The sequence below is a fragment of the Campylobacter concisus genome, assembly GCF_003049735.1.
Lineage (GTDB): Bacteria > Campylobacterota > Campylobacteria > Campylobacterales > Campylobacteraceae > Campylobacter_A > Campylobacter_A concisus_AN.
The window spans coordinates 337,684-360,820 of record NZ_PIRM01000002.1; the positions used below are offsets into that span (position 1 = coordinate 337,684).

General features: G+C 39.5%; 23 protein-coding genes. 13 read left to right on the forward strand and 10 right to left on the reverse strand.

Annotation, left to right across the window (positions count from 1 at the left end):
• Positions 1-7: 7 nt before the first annotated feature.
• The 10 genes from CVS97_RS05960 (at position 8) to CVS97_RS06005 (ending at position 7,691) form a co-directional block, all read left to right on the forward strand.
• On the forward strand, positions 8-505 hold the full coding sequence (locus tag CVS97_RS05960; RefSeq protein ID WP_107770568.1) for a chemotaxis protein: 498 nt from the start codon (positions 8-10) through the stop codon (positions 503-505).
• A 112-nt stretch (positions 506-617) separates the two neighbouring features.
• Positions 618-1,433, forward strand: a complete 816-nt coding sequence (locus CVS97_RS05965) for an MqnA/MqnD/SBP family protein (protein WP_230853333.1) — start codon at positions 618-620, stop codon at positions 1,431-1,433.
• The gene (gene fliQ, locus CVS97_RS05970; RefSeq protein WP_223154533.1) at positions 1,430-1,699 is read left to right on the forward strand and encodes a flagellar biosynthesis protein FliQ; all 270 of its coding nucleotides are present in this window, start codon (positions 1,430-1,432) and stop codon (positions 1,697-1,699) included. Before CVS97_RS05965 ends, fliQ begins: the two co-directional genes overlap by 4 nt.
• On the forward strand, positions 1,696-2,493 hold the full coding sequence (locus CVS97_RS05975) for a UDP-N-acetylmuramate dehydrogenase (RefSeq protein WP_107785426.1): 798 nt from the start codon (positions 1,696-1,698) through the stop codon (positions 2,491-2,493). Before fliQ ends, CVS97_RS05975 begins: the two co-directional genes overlap by 4 nt.
• Positions 2,494-2,501: 8 nt before the next feature.
• Positions 2,502-2,990: an addiction module antitoxin gene (locus tag CVS97_RS05980; RefSeq protein WP_107785427.1), complete on the forward strand. Its 489-nt coding sequence runs from the start codon at positions 2,502-2,504 to the stop codon at positions 2,988-2,990.
• 62 nt (positions 2,991-3,052) lie between these two features.
• Entirely contained in the window at positions 3,053-4,150 is a 1,098-nt protein-coding gene (gene recA / locus CVS97_RS05985) for a recombinase RecA (protein ID WP_002940852.1), read from the forward strand.
• A complete protein-coding gene (gene eno, locus CVS97_RS05990; protein WP_107785428.1) occupies positions 4,150-5,400 on the forward strand; it encodes a phosphopyruvate hydratase in 1,251 nt (416 codons plus the stop codon). Before recA ends, eno begins: the two co-directional genes overlap by 1 nt.
• Positions 5,397-5,687 carry a hypothetical protein gene (locus CVS97_RS05995; protein ID WP_054197225.1) on the forward strand — a complete coding sequence of 97 codons (291 nt, stop codon included), beginning with the start codon at positions 5,397-5,399 and terminating at the stop codon, positions 5,685-5,687. Before eno ends, CVS97_RS05995 begins: the two co-directional genes overlap by 4 nt.
• A gap of 5 nt (positions 5,688-5,692) precedes the next feature.
• On the forward strand, positions 5,693-6,553 hold the full coding sequence (locus CVS97_RS06000) for an AMIN domain-containing protein (protein ID WP_107785429.1): 861 nt from the start codon (positions 5,693-5,695) through the stop codon (positions 6,551-6,553).
• A gap of 76 nt (positions 6,554-6,629) precedes the next feature.
• Positions 6,630-7,691 carry a tyrosine-type recombinase/integrase gene (locus tag CVS97_RS06005; protein WP_087577899.1) on the forward strand — a complete coding sequence of 354 codons (1,062 nt, stop codon included), beginning with the start codon at positions 6,630-6,632 and terminating at the stop codon, positions 7,689-7,691.
• 222 nt (positions 7,692-7,913) lie between these two features.
• Here the strand turns inward: CVS97_RS06005 and CVS97_RS06010 are convergent, their stop codons facing one another.
• From CVS97_RS06010 to CVS97_RS06040, 7 genes are all read right to left on the reverse strand, one after another.
• Positions 7,914-10,904, reverse strand: coding sequence for a molybdopterin dinucleotide binding domain-containing protein (locus CVS97_RS06010; protein ID WP_107785430.1), 2,991 nt, complete (start codon positions 10,902-10,904; stop codon positions 7,914-7,916).
• A gap of 13 nt (positions 10,905-10,917) precedes the next feature.
• Positions 10,918-11,655 (reverse strand): 4Fe-4S dicluster domain-containing protein, encoded by a 738-nt coding sequence (locus CVS97_RS06015; protein WP_107785431.1) that lies wholly within the window; start codon positions 11,653-11,655, stop codon positions 10,918-10,920.
• 194 nt (positions 11,656-11,849) lie between these two features.
• A complete protein-coding gene (locus CVS97_RS06020; RefSeq protein WP_107785432.1) occupies positions 11,850-12,983 on the reverse strand; it encodes a glycerate kinase in 1,134 nt (377 codons plus the stop codon).
• The gene (locus CVS97_RS06025; RefSeq protein ID WP_107785433.1) at positions 12,980-14,374 is read right to left on the reverse strand and encodes a GntP family permease; all 1,395 of its coding nucleotides are present in this window, start codon (positions 14,372-14,374) and stop codon (positions 12,980-12,982) included. The genes CVS97_RS06020 and CVS97_RS06025 overlap by 4 nt, the downstream gene beginning before the upstream one ends.
• Positions 14,375-14,540: 166 nt before the next feature.
• Positions 14,541-15,506: a phospholipase A gene (locus tag CVS97_RS06030; protein WP_107785452.1), complete on the reverse strand. Its 966-nt coding sequence runs from the start codon at positions 15,504-15,506 to the stop codon at positions 14,541-14,543.
• Complete coding sequence (locus CVS97_RS06035) at positions 15,499-16,074, reverse strand: molybdenum cofactor guanylyltransferase (protein ID WP_107785434.1); 576 nt, start codon at positions 16,072-16,074, stop codon at positions 15,499-15,501. Before CVS97_RS06035 ends, CVS97_RS06030 begins: the two co-directional genes overlap by 8 nt.
• Positions 16,075-16,179: 105 nt before the next feature.
• Complete coding sequence (locus tag CVS97_RS06040) at positions 16,180-16,668, reverse strand: hypothetical protein (protein WP_107785435.1); 489 nt, start codon at positions 16,666-16,668, stop codon at positions 16,180-16,182.
• 128 nt (positions 16,669-16,796) lie between these two features.
• Between CVS97_RS06040 and CVS97_RS06045 the strand changes: the two genes are divergently transcribed.
• Positions 16,797-17,054 carry a SemiSWEET family transporter gene (locus CVS97_RS06045; RefSeq protein ID WP_021091682.1) on the forward strand — a complete coding sequence of 86 codons (258 nt, stop codon included), beginning with the start codon at positions 16,797-16,799 and terminating at the stop codon, positions 17,052-17,054.
• Between the two features lie 65 nt (positions 17,055-17,119).
• Here the strand turns inward: CVS97_RS06045 and CVS97_RS06050 are convergent, their stop codons facing one another.
• The 3 genes from CVS97_RS06050 to CVS97_RS06060 all read right to left on the reverse strand — a co-directional run bounded on the left by CVS97_RS06050 (position 17,120) and on the right by CVS97_RS06060 (position 21,090).
• On the reverse strand, positions 17,120-17,587 hold the full coding sequence (locus tag CVS97_RS06050) for a hypothetical protein (RefSeq protein WP_159070902.1): 468 nt from the start codon (positions 17,585-17,587) through the stop codon (positions 17,120-17,122).
• Between the two features lie 8 nt (positions 17,588-17,595).
• On the reverse strand, positions 17,596-18,861 hold the full coding sequence (gene leuC, locus CVS97_RS06055) for a 3-isopropylmalate dehydratase large subunit (RefSeq protein ID WP_107785437.1): 1,266 nt from the start codon (positions 18,859-18,861) through the stop codon (positions 17,596-17,598).
• Between the two features lie 84 nt (positions 18,862-18,945).
• A complete protein-coding gene (locus tag CVS97_RS06060) occupies positions 18,946-21,090 on the reverse strand; it encodes a TonB-dependent siderophore receptor (protein ID WP_107785438.1) in 2,145 nt (714 codons plus the stop codon).
• A gap of 233 nt (positions 21,091-21,323) precedes the next feature.
• Here CVS97_RS06060 and CVS97_RS06065 point away from each other — a divergent pair, with 233 nt between their 5' ends.
• Together CVS97_RS06065 and CVS97_RS06070 are read left to right on the forward strand one after the other, a co-directional pair.
• Positions 21,324-22,646, forward strand: a complete 1,323-nt coding sequence (locus tag CVS97_RS06065) for an NFACT RNA binding domain-containing protein (RefSeq protein WP_107785439.1) — start codon at positions 21,324-21,326, stop codon at positions 22,644-22,646.
• 3 nt (positions 22,647-22,649) lie between these two features.
• Positions 22,650-22,994 carry a hypothetical protein gene (locus tag CVS97_RS06070; RefSeq protein WP_107785440.1) on the forward strand — a complete coding sequence of 115 codons (345 nt, stop codon included), beginning with the start codon at positions 22,650-22,652 and terminating at the stop codon, positions 22,992-22,994.
• The last annotated feature ends 143 nt before the right edge of the window (positions 22,995-23,137 follow it).

Sequence of the window (23,137 nt, forward strand, 5' to 3'; positions counted from 1 at the left end):
AGAAAAGATGAAATTTATAAAAATTTTAACGTTTCTAGCGCTTTTTCTAACCGTTTGCACCGCCGCAAACTACGCTAACGCCTTTGAAAAGGTTGGCATCTTTGAAGACGGAGTTTATCGTTTTAGCAAAAATGGACTTGGCGTCAAAAAAGACCTGCTTGTAAAGGTGATCTCTGTGCAAAACGCAGAAATTCCTCACAAAAAGATCATCTCGATGCTAAATATCCCTAAAAAATCTAAAATAAATGACTTTAAAACAAGCGATGCTGGCGCAATAGTGTGGCCATTTTACGAGTTTGAGGGCAAATTTTTAACGACAATAATCGTTGAAAATATAAAAAAAGAAGACAGCGATCAAAAACTGCTTAAGATGCTTGAACTTAAGCATCCGTTTTACTCGACAATCTTCGCTCGAAGAAAAGAGGCTAAAGGCGCCATAGACGTGAAATACGTGCTAAATTTCAAAGAGGCAAAGCTGGTAAAATCGTTTAAAAACCGCCCTTAAAACTTTATTTTAAATAAATTTCATTAAAATGGCATAATCAAAAAAAGGATCGTCTTTGCAAAATTTCAAGAATATAAATGTCGCTCACTCGCCGGATGCTGACGATATTTTCATGTATGCTGCGGTCAAATTTGGCTGGGTTAGCAGTAAAAATTTAGCCTTTACATCAAAGGCGCTTGATATAGAAACGCTAAACGAAGAGGCGCTAAAAGGCACTTATGAAGCCACAGCGATCAGCTTTGCACTCTATCCAAAAATTTGCGACGAGTATGCGCTTTTACGCTGTGCGGTGAGCTTTGGCAATGGATATGGCCCAAAGCTTATCAAGCTAAAAGGTAAGCAGCTAAAGCGAAATTTTAAGGTCGCACTCTCTGGCAAAAACACGACAAATGCCCTGCTCTTTCGCATAGCCTACCCAGAGGCAAGGATCGTTTATAAAAATTTTCTTGAGATCGAAAATGCTGTGCTTAGTGGCGAGGTCGATGCTGGCGTGCTAATACATGAAAGTATCTTAAATTTCTCAGACCAGCTCTGCGTAGAGCGTGAAATTTGGGATATCTGGAGCGAGCTAAACGGCGAAAATTTACCACTTCCACTTGGTGGTATGGCTCTTAGACGAAGCCTGCCCATAACCGATGCTATCGAGTGCGAGAGAGTGCTCAGCGAAGCTGTCAGGATCGCCACTTCGCACAAGCCATTTTTATCTCACATGCTAATGGAGCGAAATCTTATTAGAGTTGGCAAAGAGGAACTTAAAACGTATCTAAATTTATACGCAAACGACGAGTCAATAAGCATGAACGAAACGCAGCTAAAAGCGCTAAATAAGCTCTATCAAATAGGCTATGACAAAGGCTTTTTTGAAAAGCCAATCGACGTAAACGACTACCTAATCCCAACTGAATACAACGAAGCAAGGTTTAGTTGATGCAAAGTACGCTTGTCTCGCTTGGAGTTGAAACCTTTAAGATCGCCCTTTACATCAGCCTTCCGATGCTGCTAAGCGGCCTAATCGCAGGTCTTATCATCTCCATTTTTCAAGCGACCACACAGATAAACGAAACCACGCTAAGCTTTGTGCCAAAAATTTTGCTAGTCGTCGTTGTTATCATATTTTTGATGCCTTGGATGATCTCGATGATGGTTGAATTTACCACTCGCATGTTTGAGTTTATACCGGAATTTATCCAGTGACGAGGCTTGTTGATTTTTCTAAATTTACCTCGGTTAGGATAGGCGGCGTGCATGAAGTTTTTGAGGTAACTAGCCTTGAAGATCTAAGCTCACCTCAATTTTTAGGCGCTGTGATGATAGGCGGAGGCAACAACCTACTCATCTCGCCAAATCCCCCAAAAATGGCGATGCTTGGCAAGAACTTTGACTATATAAATTTAGAACGTATCAGCGAGAAAATTTACCTTGAGATAGGTGCTGCGACAAAATCCGCTAAAATTTATAACTTCTGCAAGCAAAACAACATAGCTCGCCTTGAGTTTTTAAAAAATATCCCAGGCACGCTTGGCGGACTTATCAAAATGAACGCTGGACTGCTTAAATTTAGTATAAGTGACAACCTCACGCATGTGCGTCTGGCTCGTGGCTGGGTGAGCAAAGAGGAGATAAACTTTAGCTACCGACATAGCGGCATAGATGAGGCTATTTTGGGGGCTAAATTTGAGCTTCAAAGTGGCTTTGACGTAAGCATTTCTGAAGCTATCAGCGCAAAAAGGGCAAATCAGCCAAAAGGAGCTAGCTTTGGTAGCTGCTTTGTAAATCCAGAGGGGCACTTTGCAGGGGCTTTGCTTGAGGCGGTCGGGCTAAAAGGATACGCTATTGGCGGAGCGAAATTTAGCGAAGAGCACGCAAATTTTTTGATAAATTTTAACCACGCAAGCTTTGAGGACGCTACTAGCCTTATAAATTTGGCAAAGGCTAGAGTTTTAGAGAAATTTGGCGTAGAGCTTAAGACTGAAGTTTGCATTTTATAAGGATGATGATGAGTGAGTTTTTGAGCGAAGTTTTTACCCTTTCATTTTTGTTTATAATTATCGGATTTTACGCCATTTATAGGGCTAAAAAGGCACAAAGCGAGCATGAGAAAAATGTGGCTGATTACGATAAAAATCTGCTAAATTTTGCCAAAATTTTAGGCGTTCAAAATCACATCGATCTAGTTAAATTTGATGAAATTTTAGCCCAGGCCTTAAAAGAAAAACTAATTTTTAAATTTAATAAGTCCACCTCACAAGAGAAATTTATCTCTTTTATAAAAGATGAGAATTTCAAAAACAAACCCCAAATTTCGCAAAACAGTATCAATGAAGCTTTTTTAAACCTTTGCGCGAGCTCGCTTGTAGAGCCGCTAAAGCTTGCAATACTAAAAAACGAAGATCAAATTTATGGATTTTTGTTTGAAAAAGAGCAGCTTTTTGCTCTTATTGATAGCGCTGCACTGCTTGGCGAAAATATTATAATTTGCGAGTAAATCAAGTAAAATTCATCTCTTTTTAGATAAAATCAAGCCAAATTTCAACTATAAGGTAAAAAATGGCAAAAGAAAAAGATAGTGACAAAAAGATAGCTATCCCAGAGAGCGAAGCGGACAAGAAAAAGGCGCTCGAGCTTGCACTAAAGCAGATCGATAAAGCTTTTGGCAAAGGCACGCTTTTAAGACTTGGCGACAAAGAGGTTGAGGCTATCGAGTCGATACCGACTGGCTCGCTAGGGCTTGATCTGGCTCTTGGCATAGGTGGCGTCCCTAAAGGCAGGATCATCGAGATCTACGGACCAGAGAGCTCTGGCAAGACCACGCTCACACTTCACATCATCGCTGAAGCTCAAAAAGCTGGCGGAATTTGTGCATTTGTCGATGCAGAGCACGCACTAGACGTAAAATACGCTTCAAATTTAGGCGTAAATACTGACAACCTTTACGTCTCTCAGCCAGACTTTGGCGAGCAGGCACTTGAGATCGTTGAGACGCTTGCAAGAAGTGGAGCGATCGATCTTATCGTGGTTGATAGCGTCGCTGCTCTTACTCCAAAGAGCGAAATAGACGGCGATATGGGCGATCAGCACGTTGGCCTGCAAGCAAGACTAATGAGTCAGGCACTTAGAAAGCTAACTGGAATTTTAAGCAAGATGAAGACAACCGTTATCTTCATCAATCAAATTCGTATGAAGATCGGCATGATGGGATATGGCACGCCAGAGACTACAACTGGCGGTAATGCACTTAAATTTTACTCATCTGTAAGGATCGATGTCAGAAAGATAGCCACACTTAAACAAAACGACGAGCCTATCGGCAACCGGACAAAAGCAAAAGTGGTTAAAAACAAGGTCGCGCCTCCATTTAAAGTGGCTGAATTTGACATTATGTTTGGCGAGGGTGTGAGTAAAGAGGGCGAGATCATCGACTATGGCGTAAAGCTCGACATCATCGACAAATCAGGCGCGTGGTTTAGCTACAAGGCCGAAAAACTAGGCCAAGGCAGAGAAAACGCCAAAGCCTATCTAAAAGAGCATCCAGAAATTTCTGATGAAATAGTAGCGGCGATCAAAGGCTCAATGGGTATAGATCACCTAATAAGCAGCGGCGCAAAAGACGAAGACGACGACACAAACGAAGCAGGAGATGAATAATGGTATTTATTGAAGATGTAGAAGCTCACGAGGTTTTAGACAGCAGAGGCAATCCAACAGTTCGTGCGACAGTTAGACTAAGCGACGGAACTGAGGCAAGCGCGATTGTGCCAAGTGGCGCGAGCACAGGCAAGCGTGAAGCGCTCGAGCTTCGTGACAAAGACGAGAGATACGCTGGCAAGGGCGTTTTAAAAGCTGTTTCAAACGTAAATGAAAAGATCGCAGAGGCAGTTATAGGCCTTGATGCTTACAACCAAAAGGCAGTCGATGCTGAGATGCTTGAGCTTGATGGCACGCACAACTACTCAAATTTAGGCGCAAACGCAGTCCTTGGCGTATCTATGGCAGTAGCTCGCGCAGCTGCAAAGAGCCTAAATATCCCGCTTTATCGCTATCTTGGCGGTGCAAACGCCAGCATCTTGCCGGTGCCGATGTTTAACATCATAAATGGCGGCGCACACGCAAATAACAGCGTTGATTTTCAAGAATTTATGATCATGCCATTTGGCTTTAGCACATTTAGCGAGGCGCTTAGAGCTGCAACTGAAATTTATCACAAGCTAAAATCTATCCTAAACGCAACTGGTCACAGCACTGCTGTCGGCGACGAGGGCGGCTTTGCTCCAAATTTAAAAGACAACGAAGAGCCATTAAAGCTTATCTCACAGGCTGTAAAAGAGGCTGGATATGAGCTAGGCAGCCAAATAAAGCTAGCCCTTGACGTTGCTTCAAGCGAGCTTTACAAAGACGGCAAATACGAGCTTGAGGGCAAGAAATTTAGCAGTAACGAGCTCATTAGCTACTATGAAAAACTTTGTGAAAAATATCCGATATTTTCTATCGAAGATGGCCTTAGCGAGGACGACTGGAGCGGCTGGGCTGAGCTTACAAAAAGGCTTGGCAGCAAAGTGCAGCTAGTTGGCGATGATCTTTTTGTCACAAATGAGAAAATTTTACGCGAAGGCATCGAGAAAAAGATCGCAAATGCAATCTTAATCAAGCCAAATCAAATAGGCTCAGTCACACAAACTATGCAAACTGTCCGCCTTGCTCAAAGAAACGGATATCGCTGCATAATGAGCCATAGAAGCGGCGAGAGCGAAGATGCGTTCATCGCTGACTTTGCAGTCGCACTAAACACTGGCGAGATAAAGACAGGTGCCACTTCAAGAAGCGAGCGTAATGCAAAATACAACCGCTTGCTTGAGATCGAACTTGAGGCTGGAGAGTTTTTGGGGGATAATATTTGAGCGAAATTTTAGACGAATATGGTAACACTGATGGCATATTTCATAAAATTTTAAAATACATTAGACCAACATTACGCTACGTCATAGCCACCATTTGTGTGGCTATGTTTGCCTTTTATGTAGGCAATATGATGTTTGGCAAACGCTCACTTGATGTTATGCTAAGTCTTCAGAGTAAAAAAGATAGACTTAGCGAGGACGTGGAAATTTTAAAAAAAATGAACGCGCGCCTGCAAAAAGATTATTTTGAATTACAAGGCCTTGAGCCAGACTTTAATAAAAAGTAGGAATGATGAAAAAAATTTGGTTAGTTTTATCTATATTTGCAGCAAGCGTGTTTGCTAGAGAGAACCCATTTATGCCTATTAGCGAGCTAAATACAAGCGTTATGACAACAAATATCATAGAAAAATTTGATAGCTTTGATTCTCTTTCGTTTAAATTTCCAAGCGATGCGGCACTTTTACTAGATGTCACCATAAAATATAGAGCAAATGACGGCACCATAAAGGAAAAAAGACTAGCTGATATAAATAAAACTATCGATTACAGCGATGAATTTGCTTTAAATAAGGTGAAAAATCCAGAACCAGTTGTGGCAAAAAAGCTAGATGTTTCGGTCACAATGGCAAATATGCCTAGCCAAAAAGTAAGCACTCCTGTGATAATAGAAAAAAATGAAACTAAAATTTCAAATAAAGATAGAAATAAAACTTCAGATATGCCAACTCCAAATGTTGTAGTGATCGATCTTAGCACAGATAAAGCAAAAGAAACTAACATAAAATCTGAACAAAAGGTGGTCGAGATAAAGATTGAGCCTAGCACAAAACCAGTTGATAGTATAAAAAATGGAAAAGATGTTAAATTTCTAGGTTTTATAAGCTTTCTAGCCAATGACAAAGATCTAAAAATCGCTACAAAAGCTAAAAATTTAAAGCATTTTGCTTATGAGAAAAATAAGATCGTTCTTGACTTTGCAAGGCCGCCAAGAAGCTTTAAAACAAAGAGCTTAAAAATTGAAAATGAATATTTTAAAAATGTAATCATAGGCTGGCACGATAGATATTTCAGAGTGGTTTTAGAGCTTGATAAGATGCATAAATATAAGCTTGAAGCCGCTGAAAATGGATATGTGCTTAAGCTTTTATAGTTGAATTTTAAAAAGAGTAGTTTTTATAAAATTTCAAATATAATACTTTTCAAAATAAAAATTTAAGGTTATTGGTTTGAAATATCCGCTTGATTGTAAAGATAATTTTGAAAACTCATTTATATTTTGGCTCACTCGCTATGTCAAATTTAAACTTAGCTCACTTTCGAATAAAGAGCTTAGGGACCCAAAAGCGCTTGCAAGTGTGAATTACGCTCTAAGCCGTGAGGTAAAGAACATAGACCAGCTTGATGGCCTGGTAAAAAGCGCGAGAAACGCAGGGCTTACTGGCATAAATACCTACTTTAATCCACTTAAAAAAATATATGAAACTATGAAATTTTACGAGCTTAGTAGCCTAAAGCAGATCGATGAAGAGCTGTTAAGTGAAATATTAGCTAGCACAACCGGCGGACTAAGCGATGCTAGTAAGAAAAATTACCGCATCTCAGTGATAAATTTCTTTGCGTTTTTAGACAAACAAAACGAAGAGGACGGCAAAGCCCATGTTTTTGATATAAATTTAAAAAACTGGGGCGGAGTGAGTGGCAACAAAGGGCAAAAGTTACCTGAGTTTATGGGTGAAGATGAGGTCAAAAAATTTCTAGATGCGATCGAGGAGAGTGATTTTAAGCAAAACTCAAATCGCAATAAGCTCATAATAAAAACGATAATTTTTACTGGTATTCGTGTGAGCGAGGCTCTAAATTTAAAGCGAAAGGACATCACTGAAGATGGCGATCTTTTTATCATTAGGATCCGAGGCAAAGGTAACAAATACCGTATCGTTATGATAAAACGTCACCTAATAGAAGCTCATCTAAATGCGATCGCAATAAACTACATAAACAAAGAGGGCTATCTTTTCATCAATAAAAAAGGCACCAGACTGACGCAAGCCTATGTAAGTCGCATAGTGGAGCAGATCCTTTTTAAGGCTGGTATTAGAAAAGAGAAAAATGGTGCTCACATGCTGCGTCATACCTTTGCAACGATGCTTTACAAAAAGCAAAAGGACCTTGTTTTGGTGCAAGAAGCTCTAGGTCATGCAAGCTTAAATACCTCGCGAATTTACACACACTTTGATAGTGACAAGCTAAAACTCGCTGCAAAAGTAGCTGAGGATCTAGCAAACTAGAGCGCTTAAAGCCAAAGCAAACTAGCAATACTAAATTTAACTCATGCAAAATTTAAAATATTATTTAACTATGAAACCCTATAAATATATAAGGAAAATTTAGCTTGCAAGCAGCCTAAAAGCTTGCTCTGTATCTAAATTTACAATCCGCTAGTCAAAAGCTCTTACAAAAAGTGAAATTTGGCAAGCAAATTTTACTCTACTCGCCAAATTTATATCAAACTAGCCGATCTTTCTTATATTTGCAGGAAGTGCTTGTCTAGCGCAAGTACCAACCAACCAGTCATTTAAACTAAATTCGCCATTTCTTTTTGGATCAAGAAGTCCAAGCTTATTATGATTGACCCCTTTTTCTAAATTTGCGATCCCAAAAGCTGGCTTTCCATCGACAGTGTGCGTTCTTATACCAAACTCATCATGGCCAAATCCATGCTCGATACTAATAACTCCGCTAGCAACGCCATCCGTCACAAACGCCTCACCAACTTGCGCACCATAAGGCGTAGTCACCTTCACCTTATCACCTGAGCGTATGCCTTGCTCGCTAGCCACATCTGTCGATATCCTTATGAAATTCTTAGGATGAACAGATCTTAGCCTTGGGCTAACAAAGGTGTAGAAGTGTTGGATATTTGACTTTCTTGAGCTTACTGTGTATTTCCACTCAGAGCGTGGGAAAAATTTCTCAAGCGGCGTGCCGTCACTTGCTACTGGTAGCATCAGACTTGGCACTCCTGGCATATATTCGCCTGTTATTGAGTGTCTGTGTCCGCCAAGTGGCTCATAGTAGATCGAAGCTGGCGTAGGCGCTGGCACTTTTATGGTTGCTTTATCGCCCTTGTATGCGCTCTCGTAGCTGTCATATCTGCCGCCTTTTGCTAGCACGTGCGCCACTTTTGGCTTCTCTTCGTCTTTTAGATAAGGATCAAGTTTTGTCATCACTCTTGAGATCTTACTAAGCTTTTTATCCTCGTCGCTTATATCTTTCACACCCTCGCCGTCAAAGGCTAAATTTGCTAGTGCAGCCGCGTAATACTGCTCTTTTACGTCAAGGTCCATGAAATTTCCGTCTTTGTCTTTAAAGGCATTTTTGCCAAAGCCTTTTAGTCCAAGCCTCTTTGCCACAGCTATATAAAATGCCTCAACGTCGATCGCGCCGCCGTTTTTATCCTTTGCCTGCTTTGAGCTAACAGCTGGATAGCGCACGACTGAAGTTTTAGCGATCGTTCCCCAAAGAGAGTTTGGAAGTGCCCAGTTTTCCAAATTTACCCCATCTGGCACGATGTAGTCAGCATAGGCGTTTGTCTCGTTCATAAAGGCGTCTATGCCCACAAAAAGTGGTAAATTTTTACTATCTTTTAGTACGTCTAAGACCGCTCTTTCAAGTCCTGCTTGTCCGTAAAGTACGTTTGTCATGTAGTTTATGAAAACTTTTACTTTGTATGGATAGCCAGCCTTGTGACTTGTAAGCGTTTCGTTTACAAGTGGCATAGAGATAGGATACCATGGCTGAGTTGATGGATAGCCGCTGCCGCCAGCTGCCACTTTGCGCTTATACTCAGAGCTTGTTTCGTAGTATTTGCCTGATCTTGATAAATTTAGACCATTTGGCTTATAAGCACCCTCAAAGCTCTCAAGGTCATATCTGCCCTTTAAAAACTCGTGTGTGCCGGCACTTGCATTGACGTTGCCGCCTTTGTAGCCGTAAGTGCCCATTAGTGTGTTTAGACAAAGTATCGCAAAAGTAGTCATACCAGCTTGAGTATGCATCATACCGCCATGCACGTTTGTGCTCACCTGTCTGCCGTTTTTGGTGAAATTTTCGCAAAGCCAGATGATATCTTCAACACTCACGCCGCAAATTTTTGAGTACTCCTCTAAGCTATGATTATAAGCTGACTCTTTTAAAAGCTGCATTGAGCTTTTTACCTCGACCTTTTTGCCGTCTATTAAAATTTTACCTTTGTAGTAGAGCTTGGCTGGTTCATTTACCTTGTAGCTTTGTATCTTGCCATCTTGCGAGCAGACCTGCCACTCGTTATTAATAAGTGCAAATTTGCCGTAGTCTTTGTGACCTTTTTCGGTAATGACTAGATGCGTGGCGTTGCACCAGTGTATCTCGCCTGCTAGCTTTGCCTGGTCTAAATTTGGCTGGATAAGGTAGTTTGTAGCGTATTTTTCATTTTCTATGATCCAGCGTATCATCGCCATAGCTAGAGCTGAGTCGGTGCCTGGCTTTATCGCTATCCAGCGGCCTTTATCTGAAGAGGCGTATTTTACAGCGTTTGTAACGCTTGGGTCGACCACTGCGTAGCTAAAGTCATCTCTCGTGCCTCTTGCGTAAGAGAGCATTTTTGCCTGTTTTTGGAAAGGGTTGCCACCATTTGACGGCGAAGTGCCCCAGTAGATGACAAATTTAGAGTTTTCATAGTCTGGTTTTGTATGTGCAAAGCCCTTTGCGTTGTGCGCAATCTTGCCACCGACCCTAAAGCCACCACCGCAAATTCCGCCGTGAGAGTAGTGATTTACAGTGCCAAATGACTTTTTGACAAAGCGATCAACGATGTCAGAGCGCCCGTCATATAGATAAAAACTTAAAAATTGATTGCGCTTAGTGCCATACTCTGGGTTTTCGCTGTCGATTAGCTCGTCGCTATATATCGCTCTTAGCCCGTCCACGTACCCCTCACCAAAGAGATCTCCGCCCTCCACCACCTCTTCTACTAGCTGCTCAAAGCTTATGCTCTTCCACTTTCCCTCACCCCTTTTACCAACTCTCTTTAGTGGTGTTAGTATCCTTGCAGGTGAGTCTATCATCTCAGGCAATATCGCTCCTCTAGCGCAAACTGTGGCTCGCTTTTCGTCTTCGCCACTTAGTGTTGTGGCAAGAAGTGCGTCATTTATCGATGTGTCAAAATTTGCCCAGTGTACGTTTGAAAGTGGGTGGTATGGGTTGCCACTACATCTTAAAACTCGGTCGTTTTTGTCGTCCACATGAAGTCTTATGCCACACTTCGTCGTACAGCCGTGGCACATAGAAAAGATAACGCTATGTCCATCGCTAAGTGAAATTTTGCCATCTTTTACGCTAAATTCAGGCTCTAGCGAGTTTGCCTGCGGTTTATAGTCGTCCTTATCTTCATCTGCCAGCATAGCACTCGTGGTTAGTGTTGAGAGCACGGCTGATCTTTTTAAAAATTCTCTTCTTTGCATTACTTATTTCCTTTTACTGTGCTATCTCTTCGCTCCAGCCGATAACCTTTTTATATCCATTATCAAGCTCGAGTTTTTTATTGTTTTTAGCCAAAATTTCACTAACACCGTGGTAGAACACCTGTGGATTTGTATTTTTAGGGCTATCTATAACCATAGTCTCATGTGTGGCTAGAAATTTTCTAATATTTGAGTTAGGATCATTAAGATCGCCTATTATACGGCTACCGCCCACACAGCTCTCTACACATGCTGGCTGAAGCCCTGCTCTTAGTCTGTGATCACAAAAGGTACATTTATCGGCCTTATAGGTATGCAGGCTAAGATATCTTGCGTGATATGGACAGGCCTCTACGCAAAGCGCACAGCCTATGCACTCTTTTGTATCAATCTTTACTATACCATTACTTCTTTGATGGCTAGCACCAGTTGGACAAACACTAATACAGGCTGGATTGTTGCAGTGGTTGCAAAGTCTTGGAAGTGACGCAATGACTGCCATTTTACCGCTCTTATCTCTTGCCTCGTACTCGGAAACAATGGTTCTAAAAGCGCCTGGCTGAACGTCGTTTTCTAACATACAGCTCATAGTACATGACTGACATCCAACACATCTTGTTAGATCTATCGCCATGCCGTAGCGAACATTACTACCGCTAAAGTCCTTTGGTGCAGCCTTTAGTGCGGTCGTAGCAAAAAATAATCCTGCAGCTGCAATGAAGCTGCGACGAGAATTTAAGGTCTGTTGCATAAAAAATTCTCCTTTCTTTTTAGAATTTTTCCTTATTTTAACATAGTAAATATTTTTTCTAAAGTTTATTTTATATTTTTGCAAAATGTATTAAATTTTGAGAATTTTTGTAGCACTTAAAAGATAGAATTTGGATAGTAAATTTTAGAAAGAAGTAGGAAAAAGATAGAAAATAAACTTCTATCTTCTTAAATTTATGCTTTGTAGTTTAGCTTATAAAGGCGAATGACTTGCTCTGCTGTCATCTTTAAATTTCTAATCGCAACATCTTTTCTCATAGCTTCTTCAAGACTCACTGGCTCATTTAATATACAAAAATAGGCATCAATCCCATTTTTGTGGCAATCTTTGGCACATTTTTGCACGCTTCCAGCAAATGCGATCACTGGCTTATGATACTTTTTGGCTAGTTTTGCAACCCCAGTTGGCGTCTTGCCCATTGAGCTTTGAAAATCCATACGGCCTTCACCAGTGATGACTAGATCAGCCTTTTTGATCTCATCCTCAAGCGCGATAGTCTGCGTAATGATCTCAATACCTAGGCGAAGTTTCGCTCCCAAAAATGCCACGAATGCAAAACCAAGTCCGCCAGCTGCGCCAGCACCTTTTTGTGTGTGAAATTTGCTATTAGTCTTTTCCTTTACAAGAGTTGCAAAGTGTTTTAGCCCATCATCAAGCTCTTTTACCATACGGCCATTTGCACCCTTTTGAGGGGCATAAACATGGGCTGCTCCATTCATGCCATAAAGCGGATTATCTACATCGCAGGCTATTAAAAACTCGCACTCCTTTAGCTCTTTTAAAGCATCTTCATCTGTAAACTCACAAATTTTGGCTAAATTCTCGCCTTTTCCTTCAAGCAAAACACCATCTTTATCATAAAATTTAAAGCCAAGTGCGCTAAGCATGCCTGTACCAGCGTCATTTGTCGCACTTCCACCGATGCCAATGATAAATTTTCTAGCGCCTTTAGCAATGGCATCTTTTATCATCTGACCAAAGCCAAATGTGCTAGTTTTTAGTGGATTTCTCTCATCTGGATTTATGAGTGTAAGGCCAGAAGCACTTGACATTTCAAGTATTGCAAGGTCATCTTTTAGTGCATATCTAGCTAAAATTTCAATTCCAAGTGGATTTTTAACTATCGTATCTATAAATTTTGCACCGAGTGCATCAGCCATCGCCTCTACACTACCCTCGCCACCATCTGCTATAGGTTTGACAACGACCTCGCAGCCAATCTCTTCTAGTCCTTCTTTTACAGCAAGGCCCGCTTCAAGCGAGCTAAGCGAGCCTTTTAACGAATCAATCGCAACTAAAATTCTCATAAAAGCACCAAAGATAATATGTAAACGCTAATTATACCAACGATGCCCATTATAAACGTCATAGCCGTTTGTGTGCGATATCCTTGTTCTGCGCTCATCTTGCTAAAATTTGTCACAACCCAGAAGTAGCTGTCATTTGCGTGAGATACGCACATCGCACCAGATGCTATCGCCATGACGCAAAGTGCAGCCGAAAGCTCGGTCGTAAAGCCAAGTGTGTGCATGAGCGAATTATCAGCACTAAACGCACCCATGATAGACGCTGTCGTGATGATAGCCACGGTCGAGCTTCCTTGAGCGGTTTTTAGTACGGCCGAGATGATGAATGGGAAGAAAATTCCTATCGCTTTTATGGCGGTTGCGTTTTCTTTTATGAAATTTACAAAGCCGGCCTCAGTGATGACATTACCCAAAACACCGCCAGCTGCTGTGATAAAGAGTATCGGTCCAGCGATCTTTAAAGATTCGTTCGTGATGTGGTCAAATTCTCTTATCTTTCTGGCTTCTACTAATAAAAATACGCAAAAGATCACGCCGATTGCAAGAGCAATGATAGGATTTCCTAAAAATAAAAGTATCTTTGGCAAGAGAGCCGTTTTATCAAACATGCCTTGTTTTGCCAAAACATCGACAATAGAGCCGATCGCCATAAAAATGATAGGCATGATGATAGGTGCAAGGCTCAAAAATCCACTAGGTAGTGTGCCAAATTTCTTTAAAAGCTCTTCGTAGGTAGCTGTGATGGTAGCGTCAGCATCTTTGTCGCTAATAGTCACACTTTTGCCAACACTCTTTGAAAAGAAATAAACAGCTATCAACACAGGCACTGAAACGACTGTTCCCATGATGATGACAAGGAGTAAATTTCCGCCAAGACCAAGTGTTCCTGCGGCTGCTATTGGGCCAGGAGTTGGCGGGATAAAGACGTGAGATGCGTATAGGCCGCCACTAAGTGCGACTGACATCGCGACTGGGCTTGCTGAAATTTTCTTATAAAGTGCCTCGCGAATAGAGTTTAAAACGACAAATCCGCTATCACAAAATACCGGAATGCCAACAACCCAGCCCATGATAAGCATAGCAAGCTCTGGACGCTTTTGTCCGACTAGCTTTACGACCATATCAGCTAGCTTTAAAGCAGCTCCCGTTTTTTCAAGCACAGTGCCGATGATCGTTCCAAAGATAATAACGATACCGATACTCTTAAATGTGCCACTAAAGCCGACACCTATCATCGCTGGGATCTTGGACAGATCAATGCCTGCGACGATCGCAAGAACCAAAGAAATGCTCATAAGTGCCAAGAATGGATGCACTTTTAGCTTAGAGATCATAACGATCATAAGTATGATGGCTACAATAAAACAGACAATTAGTGAGATTCCGCTCATAAAAACTCCTTTGCTCTGAGATTTTGCTTAAGATTTTAGCAAAATTTGCTTGTATTTTTTCTAATATTTTTAAGTTTTTTGATTAATTAAATTTTTTTGACATATTTGAGTAAATTTATGACTATTTGCCTAAATTTAGCCATTTTATAAGCTTAAAATTTTTAGCTTATTTTAAAATAACAAAACCAAGACCAAATTTATCAGTATGCCTATTATAATCAATCAAACTCTCGCCATATCCCGTAAAATACTGCAAATAGCCATAAACTCCGGTTGAGAAGATAGGAAACATATATGAAATTTCAGCCGCACCTTTGTTTGTTTTATCAAAATGTAAGTTATTTCTTAGCATTAGGCTAAAAATGTGTTCATTAAGGTTGTAGCTAAGCCTTACATCGCCGTGTCCTATGTATTTTAATATATCTTTATTATCGCCCTTATTGCCCACTACCATCCAAGCTCTTGGCGAAATGCTAAGCTTGTCAAAAACAAAATCACTTTGCACATAAGCTCTATTCCAGCTTCTTGAATTGCTACCATCTCGTCCATTTGACTCATGCAAAAGTCCAAATTTTAGGTTTTTTACACCTATTTGATCCAAATATTTTGGAGAAGCAAAATTTAGAAAAATTTCTGGCTGATAGTTCGTCTCACGAAATGGCGCTGAAGTTCTTGTTATCTGCCACCAAGATGTCTGCGTGTAGGCTGCCACAAGGCTCTCTCTAAATCCAAACAGGTCATAAAATAACGGCTTTGCAAGGCTTATTTGAAACTTAGTTTCAACGCTCTTTCGCTCATCGTTTGGCACATTTTTAGCATAAGTTACCGGCAAAAGGTAGTTAAATTTATAAAGCTCAATACCAAGTGCATTTTGTAAATTTTTATCACTTTTATCTTCTCTTAAAAGATCAGCTTGCTTTAGCTTTGCCTCTCTTAGCGCTGGCTCACTCTCTTGCACATTTTGTATCACGCTTTGCTCGTTTAAAGAGCTTTTGGCTAGCTCTTTATAAATTTGCATCGCAGCCTTTATGTCGCCACTTTGCTCCAGCTCTTGTGCTCTTTTAAAATCATCTAGCCCACTTGCCATCAAAAAACTAAGACTAAGGCTTAAAAATAATAAAATTTTACTCATCATCTATCTTCTTTTCTTGGATTTTCTTTGCCATTTCGTATTCGTCAGGGAAATTTACGTTAAAAAACTGCTCACTATCTTTAAAATTTACGACTTTGCATTTACAGCTTTTCCTCAAAATCCCGATTTTATGTTCATTTTTTAAATAAAACTCATGAGCCAAAGTGGCAAGCCTTGGACTAAAAAAACCACAAAGCGAGTGAATATGCTCATTATCACTAGCTACAACCATGTCAAATTCATCTTTAAATTTGGCAAGCTCCTCTAAGCTTTTAAGATCAAAAAATGGCATATCAGCTGGTATCACAAAAATGCTATGATCAAAATTTTTAAGAATGGAGTAAAGTGCGAGCATTGGCGAATAGTTATTGCTATTTTCATCTTTTATAAGCTTTAGTGGCGGGCTAAATTTCTCAAATTTTGAACTTACATAAACTTCGTCAAAAACTTTGCTAAATTTCTCAACCTCATAATGAGTAAGAGTCTTAAAACCACCAAATGGCAAAAGTGTCTTATCTTGCCCCATACGCGAGCTTTTGCCACCTGCTAAAATCACGCAAGTTTGCATCTTTTCCCTTAAGAAAGTTATGAGGTTAAATTTAGCTAAAAGCGGCTTTGATCTACCAAAAATATGTGATAAAAACTTATTTTTGTTTATGCTACTTGTGAAATTTTAAGCCTGCTTTGCCCTTTTCATTGTTAAAAATTCCTCATAGCGACGATCAATGATAGCTTTGATCAAGGCATAATTTTCTTGTGAATTTTCTATATAAAAATAGGCGTTATCAAAGTATTTTTCACCAAATTTTTTCGAAACAAAATCCGTATAATCCTGCAAATACCAACCATACATTTTGGCAAATTTTGTCCGATCAGTCGTATAGTAAGCTTTTGCAAAGACTTTACCAGCAGTATTTAGCTCCGCGCTTCCAAGTACGCCGTCCATAGCGTCAAAAAGATACTGACGATAGTTAAAATTTTCGTCCATCTGTGCTATATCGTCCGCAAAATCTGCCGCAAATTCCTTTGAATAAAATTTGTGTTCCATGCACCAGCGAAAGAAAAAAGCAATGTGTGTCGCACCGTTTTCATGCGGTATATCAGTCGGCGCATCTTTCGCACCCCAGTGCCATTTTGCTTTGTCATATACTATATCTGGCATTTTTATCCTTTTAAAATGCTCAATTTTACTAAAACCATCTTAATCGCAGTAAAAATCATGGCCATTTTATCCATTTGCTTGCTATGATTAAAAAAAGATATAATGGCGCTTTTATTTAAGGAGAAGCAATGAGCGAAAAAAATCTACAAATTTTAGGCTGGATCGGCACATGCCTATCAGTTGTTATGTACTTTTCATACATCCCACAAATAATGGGTAATCTTGACGGCAACAAGACGCCTTTTATACAGCCACTAGCGGCTGCACTAAACTGCACAATCTGGACAAGTTACGGACTATTAAAAGCTAAAAAAGACTATCCACTTTCTGCTGCAAACTTCCCAGGCATAATCTTTGGTCTTTTGGCAACTATAACAGCGTTTTAATGCGCTGATTTAGTTGTTGTGGCGATTTTATATAAAACATTATTTGCTTCGCCGCAACAACTAATTTATAATGTTTGCGCTATTTTGGCTAACTTTTCTTTAATTATATTGCCTTTTGAGCTTAGCGAAAAGATTATTTGCACTAGCTCCTTAGTTGTTGCCTCTATTCTTTTGTCATCACTACCTAAAGTTCTGAATTTGTTTAGGATAAGCGGACCGAATTCTTGATATGTGGACATAAAATCCTTATAGTCCTCTTGCAGTTCTGGTGCGTAAAAACTGATAAGCGAGTGTAATTTACCAATTTCAAATTTTGGATTTTCTATATTTAAATTTGGATTTATTAATAAAGCTACTTTGTAATGTATTCCCCCTAAAATATCCCCTACTATAATAAACGCTTCCTCTAGCTTTTGTTGCCTGAGTTTATTTTTCTCTTTTTTCGTGTTTAGATTAGCGTACACCCATTGCGCACACATTGTTAGGACTGCACCAAGTATAATTTTCAATAAGTCAGATATCAAACTATCCATATTATTTTTTATAAGTCCCTTGGATCAGCGATTTTACCTGCTATGGCTGAGGCTGCTACAACTGCTGAGTTGGCTAGATAAATTTCACTCGTTCTATCGCCCATACGGCCGACGAAATTTCTATTTGTTGTTGAAATACAGCGCTCATTTGCGCCTAAAATTCCCATATATCCGCCAAGACAAGCGCCACATGTTGGGTTGCTCACAACTGCGCCAGCTTCTATGAAAATGTCGATTAGCCCCTCTTTTTCAGCAGCTCTTGCAATCTTTTGCGTCGCTGGAGTGATGATGAGCCTTGTTTTGCGGGCTACTTTGTTGCCTTTTAAAATTTGTGCCGCGATACGAAGGTCGCTTAGACGGCCATTTGTGCATGAGCCGATAAATGCCTGATCTATAGCTAGATCGTCGCGAACCGCCTGTCTTACGCTCTTGCCGTTGCTTGGCAAAAATGGATATGCGATGACTGGATCAAGGTTTGTGACATCTATCTCTAAAATTTTGTCGTATTTTGCGCCCTCGTCTGAGTAGAAAAATTTTGGTTTATCGCGTAAATTTTTATCTTTTAAAAACTCTTTTGTGATCTCATCAACCGCGATGATACCGCTCTTTGCGCCAGCTTCGATCACCATGTTGCACATTGAAAATCTATCATCTATGCTAAGAGTATCTATTACCTCGCCGCTAAACTCAAGCGCCTTGTAAAGCGCGCCATCAACACCTATTTGGCGGATGATCTCAAGGATGAGATCCTTGCCATAAACGTGCTTATCAAGCTTGCCTTTAAAGACGACTTTGATGCTCTCAGGCACTTTAAACCAGTTTTTGCCAGTGATCATCGCATAAGCTAGGTCGGTGCTGCCCATGCCGGTACTAAACGCTCCAAGAGCGCCGTGCGTACAGGTGTGACTATCTGCTCCGATAATGACATCACCTGGGATGACTAGCCCCTTTTCAGGCAAAAGCGCGTGCTCGATGCCCATATCTTTTTCATCAAAATAGTTTTTAAGGTCGTGTTTGTAGGCAAATTCGCGTGAAATTTTGGCTTGATTTGCGCTTAGGATATCTTTTGTCGGGATGTAGTGATCCATCACGATGGCAAAGCCATCTGGGTTAGCTAGCTTTTTAGCGCCACTTCGCTCAAATTGCTTGATCGAAATAGGCGTCGTGATGTCATTGCCTATGATCATATCAATCTTGCTCTCGATGATCTCTCCTGCACTTACCTCTTTGCCAACGTGATCTGAAAATATTTTCTCGGTGATAGTTTGTTTCATAAATTTCCTTTAAATTTTTGAGGCGATTTTAACGAAAATTGCTAAATTTAAAGAAAATTTACTAAGCCAAAAGGCCTAGTAAATTTAGAATTTAACGCTAGCTGTTAGCATAAACTGACGAGCATAGCCTGGGGTGATAGGCAGCACTGAAGAGTCGGTTCCAGATGATGCTGTTACGTAGTAAAGTTTATCGGTTAGGTTTTTCACATTAAATGCAAAAACTGTCTCATAGCCTGAAATTTTAGTTGTATAGCTAACAAAAGCATCGTAAGTAATAGCATGTGGTAATTTATAAAAGCTTCCATAAGCTGCTGAGCTTTTTTGTTGATTGTAAGTATACCAAGAGCCAAAATACCTGGCGCCACCACCTATTCTTAGACCTTTTACGCCAAGATGAGTAAAATCGTAATTAGCAAATAAACTCGCTTGATGCTTTGGAGTAGCCTCAAGCGGCTTACCCACCTTCCAAGCCATATTTCTATCTTCTTTTAGTTTAGTTTTGGTGTAGGTATAGCTTGAACTTACGCTAAGTCCATCTGTAATACGTCCATTAAAATCAAACTCTACTCCTCTAGAATTTGCTTTACCACTCGTATATGATATATTATTTACATTATTTATAATATTTTTCTTATCGATATTAAATAAAGCTGCCATTGCGGTTATGCTATTGTTTTGAAATTTTGTTCCAAACTCGATAGATTTTCCCTCTTCTGGCTCTAATGAGACAGCACCTTTGCTGCCGATAGAAGTTTGTGGCTTAAAGCTTTGAGAATGACTAGTATAAACTGACCACTCAGGAGTTAGTAGATATAAAAGTCCGACATTATAAAGCAGCTTGCCACCACTTTTATCTATACTTTTTGTAAATGGTACAGGTCTAGCGGCATATCTGTTTTGATCGCCTACTATTTGGTTGTAGTATTCATACCTTAGTCCCGCTACAAATATTAAGCTATCGGTTAAATTTATACTATCTTGTGCGTAAGTACCGATCGTTTTTAGTTTGTGGTATTGCGTCTTTTTGCTAGCGCCTCTACTTTTGATGTCATCTACGCTAACTCTGCCATAGATCGGTGAGTAGATATTTATATTATTTCTAGCATCGTTTGCTTCGATCTGACGAGCTTCTGGACGTTGTCTTAGATACTCTTTAGCATCTACTCCAAATAAGAGATTATGAGTGATACTTCCAGTTTCTACTATGCCGTTTAATGTAAGTGATCCAGCATGGGTCTTATGCTCAAAATCTTCATACCACTCCATACGTCTTTTTGCGATTCCGCTAGCTAAATTTATATTCATAATGCGAGCTTGTCCGTATTCATGTAGTGAGCGTGAAAATGCATAAGCTCCCTTTAATAGCCAATTCTCGCCAAAATTTTTCTCAAAACTTAGATCAAAAGTATCTACTTTGCCATCTATTTCGTTAAATGGCTCATCTAATCTGACTTTTTTATCTATGTCTAAAATTTGTCCTGATTCTAGCATATACATGCCGCGATCTGCGGGGTCGGTGTATTTTGTATGGGAGTAGGCAGCATCAATACGATAGTCGTTGCCTTTATAACTTATACTTGGAGCGATGAGTAAATTTTTATATTCGCCATACTCTCTCCAATAATCCTTACCCGACCAATCAAATATAAATCTATATGCAAAACCGCTCTCACCCAAAGCTCCAGTTGAATCAAAGCCAAAATCTCTATACTTTTTATTACCGGTGCCAAGCCAAATTTCATTGCTATTTTCATAAAGCGGTTTTTTAGTTACTAGATTTATGATACCGCCGGCATCTTGAACGCCGTAAAGCAAGCTTGCTGGGCCCTTTAACACCTCGACGCTTTGTACAGTTGCATTAAAGTTGTGCGTCACACCAGCTGATACGCCATTACGCATTATAGAGCCGTCACGCCCGCCACCAAAGCCACGCTTTAATGCTGCATCAAAATTTCCTGAAGTTGTATTCGCATAGCTAACACCACTTACGTTTTGAAGAGATTCCATTAAATTTTCTGGCTTTTTATCCTTTAGCTGCTGCTGGGTCACAACGTTTACAGTTTGTGGTATCTCTAAGATAGGCGTATTTGTCTTGCCTACCTCACTCGTTGTAGCTCTATAACCATCGTCTGCGCTATCTTCAATGCTGATCCCATCTAAGCTTACATCGGTAGCATTTAAAGCAGAAATAGCAAAACAAAGCACCGCACTAATGCGAAATTTATTCATTTATCATCCCTTAAAGAAAATTTAATATTATAAAAATAGTTATCATTATATAAAAATATATTTTAAATTTTTATGAAAAAAATTTACGAAAAATTTATATTTTAATAACATTACAAATAAAATAATTGTAAAAATTAAACATGGATCAGAAAACAGATTTTTACCATTCTTTCATAGCTATCGATAAAGCTTTTATTAAAACATTTTTGCAACATTTCTGATATAATCCCCACATGAAGTACGCACATTTAGTTCAAATAGCAAGTTATTTATCAAATTTTACAAAGATAAACCAAGCAAAACGCATTAATGATATGGCTATTTTGATCGAATTTAATGGCGAGAAGATCATATTTGATCTAAACAAATCAAACTCCGCTATCTACAAAGATGATGAGCTAAAAGAAGCAAAAATTTATCAAGCGCCATTTGATAATGTCCTAAAAAAGCGCTTTAATGCCTCGCATATAAAAAGCGTTGAGTGCTTGAAAGATAATAGAATTTTAAAATTTATCTGCACGCAAAGCGGCTCATATAAAAGTGAAAATTTTGTGCTTTATCTTGAATTTACTGGGCGCTTTACAAATGCTGTGATAACTGATGAAAACAACGTAATAATAGAGGCGTTAAGACATATCGATAATAGCTACCGCAAAATAGAAACTGGTGAAGTTTTAAGAGAGCTTCCAGCTATCGCCATCAAAGAAAAACCGTGCGAGCCTATAACTGACTTTGAGGCGTTTTTTAAGGGCGAAGCGACCAGAGTAAATGAGTCCAGGATAGCTAGTTTAAAAGAGGCAAAGCTTACAAGCGTTCAAAAAAAGATATATAGCATGAGCGAAATTTTAAACTCACTTGAAGACAAAGATGAGCTAATGAGAAAGAGTGAAGAAGCTGCGAATTTAGGATCACTTTTGCTTGCAAATTTGGGAAATTTTAAGGGCTACGAGAGAGAAATTTGTCTAAAAGATTTTGATGGTAATGAGATAAAACTAACTCTTAGCGATACACCAAAAAATAGTGCAAATGAGCTTTACACAAGATCAAAAAAACTTCGTGCAAAAGCCATTGGCGTGGAGATAGAAAAGAGAAATTTAAAAGAAAAAATCGAGTTTTTTGAAGGACTAAAGTCTCTTTTAAAAGAAGCGAACAGTCTTTATGAGCTTGAAATTTTAAGCCCAAAAAATAAGGCAAAACAAAGAGAGAGACATATAAAAGATGTAAGCGAAAATACTGAAATTTTTTACGTTAGAGAATTTAAAATTTTAGTTGGTAGAAACGAAAAAGGTAATATAAATTTGCTTGATATTGCCAAAAAAGACGATATATGGTTACATCTAAAGGATAGCCCAAGCGCCCATGTCATCATCAAGACAAACAAGAGTAGGGTGCCTGAAGATGTGCTAGAAATGGCTGCTAAATTTTGCGTGGAATTTAGCGTAAAGGGAGCTGGCAGATACGAGGTAGACTACACTAAGCGTGAAAATTTAAAACGTGAAAATGGCGCAAATGTCACTTATACGAACTATAAAACTATCATCATAAATAAAGGCTAAAAAATGGCTGTAACACCTTTAGGAAATAGTAACTTTATAAATCAAAATGCCCCAGTAGTATCGCAAGTGCATGCAAATCAACAAGCCAGATTTGATATGCAATCTTTGATGGCAGCTGAGCTTGCCTCGCAACAAAGCGAAGAGATCAAAGAGGTGCGTCCGATGGAAGAGTCTTATAAAATAGACCCTGAAAAGGAGCATGAGCGCCAAAAAAATGAAGAAGAAGCAAGTGAGTTTGAGAGCGAAAAACAAAATTCAAGAGATAGTGACGAGGAAGATTTGGACGATATAGCAAATAATGAGGAAATAGTGCCTAGCGAACATCACATGCTTGACATAACTATTTGATGCTTAAAAAATACTCACCAGTCCCACAAATACCACATCTCAAGTCAGTGATACTCCCCCAACACCTAACCCTCCTTCAAATTTTTAACGCAGTAAATGATAAAGAAAAACTTTTTAAGATCCACTCTGACTCGCCCAAAGCC